This window comes from Bradyrhizobium sp. (genome assembly GCF_049581145.1).
Taxonomy (GTDB): domain Bacteria; phylum Pseudomonadota; class Alphaproteobacteria; order Rhizobiales; family Xanthobacteraceae; genus Bradyrhizobium.
Genome location: NZ_JBAURI010001057.1, coordinates 1 through 11,183, shown reverse-complemented (window position 1 = coordinate 11,183; position 11,183 = coordinate 1). Strand labels below are relative to the sequence as shown.

General features: G+C 63.1%; 12 protein-coding genes. 11 read left to right on the top strand and 1 reads right to left on the bottom strand.

Annotated features, from left to right (window positions below; all coding sequences use genetic code 11):
* From WCB02_RS34185 to hemA, 11 genes are all read left to right on the top strand, one after another.
* Positions 1 to 1,670, top strand: a 1,670-nt coding sequence (locus WCB02_RS34185; RefSeq protein ID WP_423965505.1) for a cobaltochelatase subunit CobN, incomplete at its 5' end; no start/stop codon positions are given.
* Positions 1,667 to 2,578, top strand: coding sequence for a ferredoxin:protochlorophyllide reductase (ATP-dependent) iron-sulfur ATP-binding protein (gene bchL / locus WCB02_RS34180; RefSeq protein WP_423965503.1), 912 nt, complete (start codon positions 1,667 to 1,669; stop codon positions 2,576 to 2,578). The genes WCB02_RS34185 and bchL, both read left to right, overlap by 4 nt.
* On the top strand, positions 2,578 to 3,279 hold the full coding sequence (gene bchM / locus WCB02_RS34175; protein WP_423965501.1) for a magnesium protoporphyrin IX methyltransferase: 702 nt from the start codon (positions 2,578 to 2,580) through the stop codon (positions 3,277 to 3,279). Before bchL ends, bchM begins: the two co-directional genes overlap by 1 nt.
* Entirely contained in the window at positions 3,276 to 4,709 is a 1,434-nt protein-coding gene (locus WCB02_RS34170) for an MFS transporter (protein ID WP_423965498.1), read from the top strand. The genes bchM and WCB02_RS34170 overlap by 4 nt, the downstream gene beginning before the upstream one ends.
* A 23-nt stretch (positions 4,710 to 4,732) precedes the next feature.
* Positions 4,733 to 5,503 carry a photosynthetic reaction center subunit H gene (gene puhA / locus WCB02_RS34165; protein ID WP_423965496.1) on the top strand — a complete coding sequence of 257 codons (771 nt, stop codon included), beginning with the start codon at positions 4,733 to 4,735 and terminating at the stop codon, positions 5,501 to 5,503.
* Positions 5,500 to 6,177 carry a photosynthetic complex putative assembly protein PuhB gene (gene puhB / locus WCB02_RS34160; RefSeq protein WP_423965493.1) on the top strand — a complete coding sequence of 226 codons (678 nt, stop codon included), beginning with the start codon at positions 5,500 to 5,502 and terminating at the stop codon, positions 6,175 to 6,177. Before puhA ends, puhB begins: the two co-directional genes overlap by 4 nt.
* Positions 6,178 to 6,191: 14 nt before the next feature.
* The gene (gene puhC / locus WCB02_RS34155) at positions 6,192 to 6,647 is read left to right on the top strand and encodes a photosynthetic complex assembly protein PuhC (RefSeq protein ID WP_423965491.1); all 456 of its coding nucleotides are present in this window, start codon (positions 6,192 to 6,194) and stop codon (positions 6,645 to 6,647) included.
* Positions 6,648 to 6,658: 11 nt separating this feature from the next.
* The gene (locus WCB02_RS34150; RefSeq protein ID WP_423965507.1) at positions 6,659 to 6,964 is read left to right on the top strand and encodes a hypothetical protein; all 306 of its coding nucleotides are present in this window, start codon (positions 6,659 to 6,661) and stop codon (positions 6,962 to 6,964) included.
* Entirely contained in the window at positions 6,961 to 8,052 is a 1,092-nt protein-coding gene (gene acsF / locus WCB02_RS34145) for a magnesium-protoporphyrin IX monomethyl ester (oxidative) cyclase (protein ID WP_423965489.1), read from the top strand. Before WCB02_RS34150 ends, acsF begins: the two co-directional genes overlap by 4 nt.
* Before the next feature lie 12 nt (positions 8,053 to 8,064).
* Positions 8,065 to 9,075 carry a putative photosynthetic complex assembly protein PuhE gene (gene puhE / locus WCB02_RS34140; RefSeq protein WP_423965486.1) on the top strand — a complete coding sequence of 337 codons (1,011 nt, stop codon included), beginning with the start codon at positions 8,065 to 8,067 and terminating at the stop codon, positions 9,073 to 9,075.
* Positions 9,072 to 10,283, top strand: a complete 1,212-nt coding sequence (gene hemA / locus WCB02_RS34135) for a 5-aminolevulinate synthase (RefSeq protein WP_423965484.1) — start codon at positions 9,072 to 9,074, stop codon at positions 10,281 to 10,283. The genes puhE and hemA overlap by 4 nt, the downstream gene beginning before the upstream one ends.
* A gap of 172 nt (positions 10,284 to 10,455) precedes the next feature.
* Here hemA and WCB02_RS34130 read toward each other — a convergent pair whose 3' ends face one another.
* Positions 10,456 to 10,995 carry a MarR family winged helix-turn-helix transcriptional regulator gene (locus WCB02_RS34130; protein ID WP_423965482.1) on the bottom strand — a complete coding sequence of 180 codons (540 nt, stop codon included), beginning with the start codon at positions 10,993 to 10,995 and terminating at the stop codon, positions 10,456 to 10,458.
* Between the last annotated feature and the right edge of the window lie 188 nt (positions 10,996 to 11,183).

The window sequence follows — 11,183 nt, the reverse complement described above, 5'->3', positions numbered from 1 at the left end:
GCCTGCCGCCGGGTGAGGATTCAGAACGCCAGGCTCTGGCAGAATTGATCCAGGCGCAGGCGAGCGCGCTGGATCTTGCGGAAGCGAACCCTGCATGGACGGATCAGGCAAAGGCCATCGGCAAGCTCGCCGATGCGGTGCTCGAGCTCGAATATTCGCTGATCCCGCACGGCCTCCACATCATCGGTGCAGCGCCGTCGCTCGAACAACGCGTCGAGATGCTGCAGGCGGTGGCCGATGCTTCCTACGGCGTCCATCTCGATAAAGCCCTGCTGGAGGCGATTGTGGGCGGCGAGGCGATGGAGCCGTTGCCGGCCTCCGACGATGCGGCTCGCAGGCTCCATCGCGAGCTTGCCGCGATCGACGGCTGGCTCGCCAAGGACCGGGAGATTCCAGCCATCCTGGATGCGCTCGACGGCAAGTTCGTGCGGCCGGCGCCCGGCGGCGATCTGTTGCGGACGCCGGCGATCCTTCCGACGGGGCGAAATATCCACGGGTTCGATCCGTTCCGTATTCCCAGCGCCTATGCCGTGCGGGATGGCGCGCTGCAGGCCCAGCGACTGATCGACAAGCATATCGCAGAGGGACACGGCCTTCCCGAGTCGGTCGCGATCGTGCTCTGGGGCACCGACAACCTCAAGAACGAGGGCGCGCCGATCGGGCAAGCCCTCGCATTGGTTGGCGCGACACCGCGCTTCGACGGCTATGGCCGGCTGAGCGGGGCGGAGCTGATGCCGCTCGACCAGCTCAAGCGGCCGCGCATCGATGTCATCATCACCATGTCCGGCATCTTTCGCGACCTGCTGCCGCTGCAGATCAAGCTGCTCGCGGAGGCATGCCTGCTCGCCGCCTCCGCCGATGAGCCGACTGAGCAGAATTTCGTTCGCAAACACGCGCTGGCCTGTCAGGCGACGCACAATTGCGATCTGGAAACCGCGTCGTTGCGCGTGTTCGGCAACGCCGACGGCGCTTACGGTTCGAACGTCAACCATCTGGTCGAGAACGGGCGTTGGGATGATGAGGACGAGCTTGCAGAGACCTATACACGCCGCAAGGGTTTTGCCTATGGCGTCAAGGGGCAACCGGTTCAGCACACGGCACTGTTGAAGAATGCGCTCGCGACCGTCGATCTGGCCTACCAGAATCTGGATTCGGTCGAACTCGGCGTCACCACCGTCGATCATTATTTCGACACGCTGGGCGGGATCAGCCGCGCGGTGCGCATGGCCAAGAGCGGCGCGTCGGCACCGGTCTATATCGGCGATCAGACCAGAGGGCAGGGTACGGTTCGTACACTGTCAGAGCAGGTCGCGCTCGAGACCCGAACCCGGATGCTGAATCCGAAATGGTATGAGGGCATGCTCAAGCATGGTTACGAAGGCGTTCGCCAGATCGAGGAGCACGTCACCAACACCATGGGCTGGTCGGCCACCACGGGCGAAGTGGCGCCGTGGGTTTATCGGCAGCTCACCGAGACCTTTGTGCTCGATCCCGAAATGCGCGAGCGATTGGCTTCACTCAATCCCGTGGCCTCCGCGAAAGTCGCGAACCGGCTCATCGAAGCACACGAGCGCAAATACTGGTCACCCGATCCGGAGATGCTCGATGTCCTCCGAAAGGCGGGCGAGGAGCTCGAGGACCGCCTCGAAGGCGTGGGAGTCGCAGCATGAATATCCAGACCAAACCGTCATCACTCAGGAGCCCGTCATGTTGCGGCGACGGCGAGGGCAGCGTTCAGGTTCAGCTCGATCCCAAGCTCAAGATTGGCACCGCGAAAGTGTTCTCGGTTTACGGCAAGGGCGGGATAGGCAAGAGCACGACGTCCTCGAACCTGTCGGTCGCCTTCTCGAAACTCGGCAAGCGCGTGCTGCAGATCGGCTGCGATCCCAAGCATGATTCCACCTTCACGCTCACCAAGCGGCTGGTGCCGACCGTCATCGATGTCCTGGAGCATGTCAACTTCCACGCCGAGGAACTTCGGCCGGAAGACTTCGTGTTCGAGGGTTACAATGGCGTCATGTGCCTGGAGGCCGGCGGTCCGCCGGCGGGCACCGGCTGCGGCGGCTATGTCGTCGGTCAGACCGTCAAGCTCCTCAAGGAGCACCATCTGCTCGAGGATACCGACGTCGTGATCTTCGACGTGCTGGGCGATGTGGTTTGCGGCGGCTTTGCCGCGCCGCTGCAGCATTCCGACCGCGCCCTGATCGTCGCGGCCAACGACTTCGACTCGATCTTCGCGATGAATCGCATCGTCGCCGCGATCGAAGCCAAATCGAAAAACTATGGCGTGCGGCTCGGCGGCGTCATCGCCAACCGCAGCATCGCAACCGACCAGATCGACCGTTACAGCGAAAAGGCCGGCTTGAGGCGGGTCGCGCACTTTCCGGATCTCGACATCATCCGCAAGAGCCGGCTGAAGAAATCGACATTGTTCGAAATGGATCCGACGCCGGAATTGGTCGCGGTCCAGCACGAATATATGCGGCTCGCGAGCGAACTCTGGGCCGGCCGCATCGAGCCGCTGCCGGGAAAATCGCTGAAGGATCGTGAAATCTTCGACCTGTTGGGGTTCGACTGATGTCTGTCGCCACATATCTGGAACGGCGTGGAGAGTTGCAAACGTATTTCGATCGTACCGCGGTCGATGCCTGGTCCCGGCTGACGTCGGATGCGCCGGTTGGGCGAATCCGCGCGACCGTCCGCGCCGGCCGAGACGAAATGCGCAACACCTTGCTGTCGTGGCTGCCCGCGAATTTGAGCGGGGCGCGGCTGCTGGATGCCGGTTGCGGCACCGGGGCGCTCTCGATCGAGGCTGCGCGCCGCGGCGCGCGTGTTGTCGCGATCGACCTGTCACCAACCCTGGTGTCGGTGGCGCGCGAGCGCATCCCTGCCGATCTCGATTCCTCGACGCTCGATTTCCGATCGGGCGACATGCTCGATCCCAGGCTTGGAACATTCGACTTCGTGGTCGCGATGGACTCGCTGATCCATTACCGCCCGGCGGATATCTGCCGGATCGTGGCGGGACTGGCGATGCGCACCAACGCCGCGCTGCTGGTGACGTTCGCGCCAAGGACAGCAGCGCTTTCCGTCATGCATGCGGTGGGCGGGCTGTTTCCGCGCGGCGATCGCGCACCTGCGATCGAACCGGTGGCCGAGCAGACATTGCGGCGGCTGCTGTTGGCGGATGAGAATCTCGAGCGATGGCAGCTTGGGCGCGGCCGCCGGGTCGCGAACGGTTTCTACATATCGCACGCTCTGGAGATGATTCCACGATGAGCCGGATTTCGACGACCTTGGCCAAGGGGTGGATGCGGCTCGGAACCCGCTTCCTGCCGTTTGCGGATGCGGCGACCAAGGAGCTTCCGCTTCCGCGCCTGTTGCGGCTGTCGCTGTTTCAGGTCTCCACCGGCATTTCCATCGTGCTTCTCAACGGCACGCTCAATCGCGTGATGATCGTCGAGCTTGGCGTCTCGACGCTGTTGGTTTCGCTGATGGTGTCGCTGCCGCTGGTGTTCGCGCCATTCCGCGTGCTGATCGGCTTCAAGTCGGACAACCATCGTTCGGTGCTGGGCTGGCGCCGCGTACCCTATATCTGGATGGGGACGCTGGTGCAGTTCGGCGGGTTCGCCATTCTCCCGTTCGCGCTTCTGGTGCTATCGGGTACCGGCGAATATCCCGCGGTGTACGGGCAAATCGGTGCAGCGTTGGCCTTTCTGCTGGTCGGCGCGGGCATGCACACGACGCAGACCGCGGGACTTGCGCTGGCAACCGACCTGGCGCCGGCGGAGGCGCGGCCGCGCGTGGTTGCCTTTCTTTATGTGATGCTGCTGTTCGGCATGGCCGGCAGCGCGCTGATCTTCAGCGAGCTGTTACGCAATTTCAACGAGATCCGCTTGATCCAGGTGATCCAGGGCGTTGCCCTCACCCAGTTGCTGCTCAACATCACGGCGCTGTGGAAGCAGGAAGCGCGCGACCCGTCGCTGACATCGGCCGCGCGCGAGCGGCCGGAGTTTCAACATTCCTGGGCCAAGTTCCGCGAGTCCGGCGGTTCGATCCGCGTCCTCGTCGCGCTGGCGCTCGGCACCGCCGGCTTTTCGATGCAGGACATTCTGCTGGAGCCATATGGCGCCGAAATCCTCAAACTGACCGTCGGTCAGACCACCGCGCTGACGGCGTTTTTCGCACTCGGCACGCTGGCCGGTTTCGGTCTCGCCGCACGTACGCTCGGGCACAACGCCGATCCTTATCGGATCGCCGGCTTCGGCGCGCTGGCCGGCGTTTTCGCGTTTTCCGCGGTGATCTTCGCGGCGCCGCTGAATTCCGTATTGCTGTTCCGGATCGGCACCGCGCTGATCGGCTTCGGCGGCGGCCTCTTTGCCGCGGGGACGCTGACCGCGGCGATGGCGCTGGCAAGCGATGGCGAAAGCGGACTGGCGCTCGGCACATGGGGTGCCGTGCAGGCGACCGCAGCCGGCGGCGGCATCGCGCTCGGTGGCGGCATCCGCGACGCCGTGACGTCGCTTGCCGCCACCGGGATGCTGGGTCGGGCCATGAGCGACCCGTCGACCGGATACAGCGTCGTCTACCACATCGAAGTCGCTTTGCTGTTCACCACCCTGATCGCGATCGGCCCGCTCGTGCGCACGGCACGAACGGGGCTCTCGCAATCGCCATCCAGATTCGGCCTGGCCGAATTTCCAGGTTAGTCAAACAAAGGGGAGATCGTCCCATGCAAGAAGGCGCATATTTGGACGTCGCACAGGTTACGCTCTATGTATTCTGGATCTTCTTCGCGTGCCTGATTTTCTATCTCCGCCGCGAAGACAAGCGCGAAGGCTATCCGCTCGACTCCACGGCCAGCGGCGGCGGGGTCGTCCACGGCTTCCCGATGGCGCCAGATCCCAAGGAGTATCTGTTGCGCAGCGGGCACGTCGCAACGCTCCCCAACCACAAGAACGATCGGCGCGAGGTTGCTGCGGCTCCCATTGCCAAATGGCCGGGTGCCCCGCTCGAGCCGACCGGCAATCCGATGCTTGACGGTGTTGGCCCCGGAGCTTGGGCCGACCGCGAGGACGCCCCTGAGCTGAACATCGACAACATCCCGTGTATCGTTCCGTTGCGGCTGGCCGAAGGTACCTACCTCGAACCGCGCGATCCCGATCCGCGCGGAATGAGGGTGATCGGTGCCGACAACGAAATCGGTGGCGTCGCGACCGAGGTTTGGGTCGATCGCGCCGAGGGCTTGATCCGCTATATCGAAGTCGAAGTGACGACATCAGACGCTGTTACCAAGCGCGTGCTGCTTCCGATGCCGTTTGCGCTGGTCAATCACAAGCGCGGCCGCGTCACGGTCGATGCGATCCTCGGCAGTCAGTTCGCCGATGTCCCGGTCACCAAAAGCCTCGACCAGGTGACCAAGCTCGAAGAAGACCGGATCTGCGGCTATTTCGGCGCCGGCACGCTCTACGCCACGCCCTCGCGGCAGGAGCCGATGATATGAAGCAGGATCATCGACAGTTCAGGGACGCGCCGTTCAAGGCGCTGCCGGCGGCTTTGCCGGCCGGTGAACACGTGATCTGGCAGGGCAAGCCCTCCTTCTCGGGCCTGGCGCTTCGCTCGTTCCACATCAGGGGGGTCGTCGTCTATTTCGGGCTGCTGCTGCTCTGGAGGCTGTGGTCGAACTGGTCCCGCGGCTTGCCGGCGGGAGAGGCGGCCGGGTCCGCCCTGTGGCTGATCCTTCCGGCGATCAGCGCCATCGCGGTGCTTGCCGGCCTCGCCTGGCTATTCCGGCGTGCGGCCTGCTACACCATCACCAGCAAGCGGGTCTTGTTCCAGTTCGGAGTCGCGCTGCCGGTGAGCATGAACATTCCGTTCAGCCGGATCGCAAACGCCGCCCTGAGAATCTATCGCGACGGCAGCGGCGACATTCCACTGCGTCTTTCGGGTAGTGACCGGGTGTCCTATCTGCTGCTGTGGCCGCATATTCGCCCGTGGCGGCTGCGTGCGCCGGAGCCGATGCTGACATCGATTCCGGATGCAGCCCGGGTCGCCGCGAAACTTGCCGAAGCACTCACCGGCCAACCCGATCCGTCCGCGATCGCGTTGTTGGCGTTGGGCGAAACCGAAGACGCGCCGAATGCCAACATGAATTCGCCGGCCACGGCCGCGGCCTGAACGGAGAAGACCTCATGAGCCAAGCCATTCACGAGCCGGTCGTTCCCAGAGGATGGTTGTTTGCGGCGGCGGCGCTCGTCCTGTTCTCGCTCGCCGCCGCCACCACGGTGCGCGTCACGGGGGTCGGCGGTGCCCACATGACGCTGCCTGCCGCGGTCGAAAGCCGTGATCTCCAGTTCGAAGACGGTGAGGGCGGTGCAGTGCAGGTCTTCGATGCGAGCAATCATCGGCTGATCGATACTCTTGCGCCCGGCAGCAACGGTTTTATCCGCGTCGTGATGCGCGGCCTCGCCCGCGAGCGAAGGCTCGGCGACATCGGCGCGCAGCCGCCGTTTCGGCTGACGCGCTATGCCGGCGGCCAGATCACGCTTACCGATACATCGACGGGCAAGCAGATCGATCTCGGCGCCTTCGGTTCGAGCAACACGCAAGCCTTTGCACGGCTGATGACTTTACGGAGCGCGAAATGAGCAAGGTCAAGATGGGCAACAGTTGGCGCCGTGCGCGCAAGACCTTCGAAGTTCCCTGCACGGTGGAGATCGAGCAGACGTCCGAGACGCTGCATGCCCATGTCGTGCTCGACGGCGACGTTCAGATCGAGCCCGGCGACGAGGTCTTGGTCCGGGACGCACCGACCCGCGTCGAATTCGGCGAGCGGCTCGTCGTGCGCCGGACTGCGACGATCGTGCGCGGCAGCCTGCTGGACCGGCTGCGTGCGCGGATCGAAGGTTATCTCGAATTGACCGAACTCTATGAAGTCAGTTTTTCAGATGGGAGAGCATCATGATCCCGATGGAAGGTGGCAGCCAGGGCCAGCTTGGAGCGAGCGTCAAGGGCAACCCCGACAGCACCGATCTGGCGCGACAGGACACCATCCTCAGTCCTCGCTTCTACACCACCGACTTCGACGCAATGGACCGGCTCGACGTCAGTCTCGTGCGCTCGGAGTGGGACTCGGTGATGAGGGAGTTGCGCGCCGATCATAACAAGTCGCACTTCGTCAAGTCGGACGAGTTCAAGAACGACCTCGAAAGCCTGCCGCCCGAGCTGCGCAAGGAATTCAGGGATTTCCTTGTCAGCTCGCTGACGGCCGAATTCTCGGGCTGTGTTCTTTATGCTGAGATCAAGAAGCGCATCAAGAACAGGGAAATTCAGGAACTATTCGGTTTCATGAGCCGGGACGAGGCCCGCCATGCCGGCTTCATCAATGAAATCCTGAAGGATCACGGCATCGGCGTCGATCTGAGTTTCCTCGCGCGGGCAAAGAAATACACGTACTTTCGGCCGAAGTTCATCTTCTATGCAACCTATCTGTCTGAAAAGATCGGCTACGCGCGCTACATCACCATTTTCCGCCAGATGGAGCGACACCCCGAGCGCCGCTTCCATCCGATCTTTCGCTGGTTTGAACGGTGGTGCAACGACGAGTTTCGCCATGGCGAAGCCTTCGCGCTTCTGATGCGCGCGGATCCCTCGCTGCTGCGCGGGGTCAACAAGCTCTGGATCAAATTCTTCCTGCTCGCGGTTTTCGCCACCATGTATGTCCGCGACCACATGCGGCCGGCTTTCCACGAGGCGCTCGGCATGCATCCGACCGATTATGACAAGCAGGTCTTCCGGATCACCTCGGACATATCCAGGCAGGTCTTCCCGGTCATGCTCGATATCGATCATCCGCGCTTCATGGCGGGCCTCGACCGGTTGAGCCGGATCTCCGAGAAGATCGCCGCTGCCAGGGCCCGAGGCGGCATGTTCTCGAAAGTGGGCCGGGCAGGGCTCGCGGCGCAGGCAGCCCTGACATTGGCGCGGTTGTATCTGTTGCCGGCCAAGCCGAACGCCTTGCCCCGCGAAATCTGTCTGCAGCCAGCGTGGTGAAAGAGCGGGTTCATGGCCTCCTACATCGTCGCACCGATCTATGCAGCCTTTGTGTGGTGGTTCAGCACCGGGGCAGTGCTGCTGCTGGTCGGGCGTTCGGGACGGTCTGATACCTTGCGTATGATCTCGGCGTCGAGCCTGCTGCTCGCATCGCTCCCCGGCCTTGCGCTGACCGCGAATGATACCGGCATCAGCTCTGCCGGTGCAGCCTTCAGCTGCACGATTCTGCTGTGGGGCGCGCAGGAGATCGCGTTTCTCGCGGGATGGCTGACCGGCCCGCGTCCGCAGCCATGCCCGGCGGGAGCGAAAGGCGCGCGGCGACTTGGCTTCGCGCTGCAGGCGATCCTCTATCATGAACTGGCGCTGCTGGCCTGCGGGGCGACGATCCTGGCGCTGACGTGGAATGGATCGAATCATGTCGGGTGTTGGACATTCGCGGCGCTTTGGGTGCTTCGGCAAAGCGCCAAGATCAACCTGTTCCTCGGCGTGCCCGTGACCAACGACGAATTGATGCCGGACGCCGTGCGTTTTCTGAACACCTACTTCGTCCGCAAGTCGGTCAGTACCTTCTTTCCGATCTCGGTGACGCTGGCGAGCGCCGTTCTCGTCATCATGCTCCAGCGCATCGCCGAAGTGGCATCGACGCCGTTCGACATCGTCGCCCTGACCTTGGTTTCCACGCTGTTTGCGCTCGGCATCGTCGAGCATTGGTTCATGCTGCTCCCGATGCCTGCCATTGCGCTGTGGGGATGGGGTATGCGCTCGGGTTTCCCGCCAGAGGACACCGCCATGGAACAGAAGCCGGATACCGAGGAATCGGACGCGCCGCCTAAAATCGTCGTGTTGGCGAGTGTGCGTTCCGATGCTGCGCCGCCCCGGCGGCAGCAAGCGATCTGCGCGCGGCAACGGCTTGAAGATCAATTTCGCCAGAGCTTCCGCGAGCAACGCGCACCGGCGACACCGTCGACGGCACTTGATATCGGCACGGAGCCGGCTGCAACGATCAACGGGAGGACGTCATGAACTATGAAGCCTATTTTCGCCGACAGCTCGAAGGCCTGCATCGCGAAGGACGATATCGCGTCTTCGCAGATCTCGAGCGCAAAGCCGGCGCCTTCCCGCGTGCCACGCACCACCATTCTGCCGGTGCCGGCGAGGTGACCGTCTGGTGCTCCAACGATTATCTCGGGATGGGCCAGCATCCGGCCGTGCTTGCGGCAATGCATGAGGCGCTCGACAGTTGCGGCGCCGGCGCGGGCGGCACCCGTAATATCGCCGGTACCAACCACTATCACGTGCTGCTCGAGCGCGAACTCGCCGACCTCCATGGCAAGGAAGCAGCGTTGTTGTTCACCTCTGGCTACGTGTCGAACATGGCCTCGCTCAGTACGCTGGCATCACGGATGCCGGGCTGCACAATTCTCTCGGACGAACTCAACCATGCCTCGATGATCGAGGGCATCCGCCACAGCCGCAGCGAGACGCGCATCTTCGCTCACAACGATCCCCGCGATCTTGAACGAAAGCTCGGCGATCTCGACCCGAACGCGCCGAGGCTGGTCGCGTTCGAATCGGTCTATTCGATGGATGGCGATATCGCGCCGATCGCGGAATTATGCGACGTGGCCGATGCGCATAACGCCATGACCTATCTCGATGAAGTTCACGGCGTCGGGCTGTACGGTCCGAGGGGCGGCGGCATCGCCGATCGTGAAGGCGTAAGCCATCGCCTCACCGTCATCGAGGGAACGCTGGCCAAGGCGTTCGGGGTGATCGGGGGATACGTCGCTGCCTCAGCCACTATCTGCGATTTCATCCGAAGCTTTGCGTCCGGCTTTATCTTCACCACCTCGCTGCCGCCGGCGGTAGCGGCCGGCGCGCTCGCCAGCATTCGGCATCTCAAGGCAAGCTCGCAGGAACGCGAACGGCATCAGGATCGGGTTGCGCGATTGCGCTCGCGGCTCGATCGGGCGGGCGTCGCGCATCTTGACAACCCGAGCCACATCGTTCCGGTCATGGTGTGTGATCCCGTGCTGTGCAAGCAGATCGGCGATCTCCTGATCGACCGTTACGGCATCTACGTCCAGCCGATCAACTATCCAACGGTGCCGCGCGGTACCGAGCGGTTGCGCATCACGCCGTCGCCGCATCACACCGATGCCGATATCGAGCATCTGGTGCAGGCATTGGCGGAAATCTGGGCTGAGGTCGGGCTCGCGAAGGCGGCATAACCGGCGCTGGCGAGAAGGGACGGCCGCGCTCGCCACGGGCGCGCGTCCAAGCATTTCCCACGCGTGATCGCGTGAGGCCGCGTGGAAGTTGCTCACTTCTGCTCCGCCCTCCGAGCGCACCAAACGCATAAGCGATTGATACGAAAAACATTTTCTTTTTCGGGAATCTTGCCTAGCGGCGCGTCGAACCGGCCAGCACAGCCGGCGACGTATAGTCCAGCAACTTGATCGCCTGATCGGCGGTCTGGACCAGATCAGACATGATCCTGCGAAGCTTCTTGAAGTCTTGCGCGGAAAGGCAACTGAACAGCATATCGTTGGCCGGCCGCTGGACCGGCGCAAGTGCATTGAGCAGCGCTCGCGCCTTGGCTGTGATGGTCAGGACGACACGGCGCCGGTCTTCGGGGTCGGTTTCCTTCTCGACCAGTCCGGCGGCCACCAGCTTGCTGATTTCGATCGTGATGAACGCGCCGCTGAAGTGCAGATGGTCGGCAACCAGGTTGACCCCGATTTTCTCTGCGGTCGCGCCCAGATGCGCGATCGCAATCAAGACGGTGTACTGCGTGCCGGACAGGCCGATCACCTCGCCGAGCTGGTTGCGAATGTCCTGCAGGCGGGCGGCGAAGGCCAGGGTGTCATGGACGAATTGACGAAATGTCTCGTCCGAACTGCCGACCAGCAACTCGGATCGAGAGACCGTCGGCTCGTTCATGACCTTCTTCGATCTGACTTTCGTGGCCATACGATCTCCGAAGCAGGGCCGCCGCCATGACGCGAGCAGGTTGCATCGAATCGCATGCAGTTGCCGAAAATGCAAGCCAGCGCTTGCCGGTTGATGGCTCGATTTTTCGAGCTAGCTTTATCATAAAGCTATGTGGAGCGGGCATCGCGGCCAGCCCG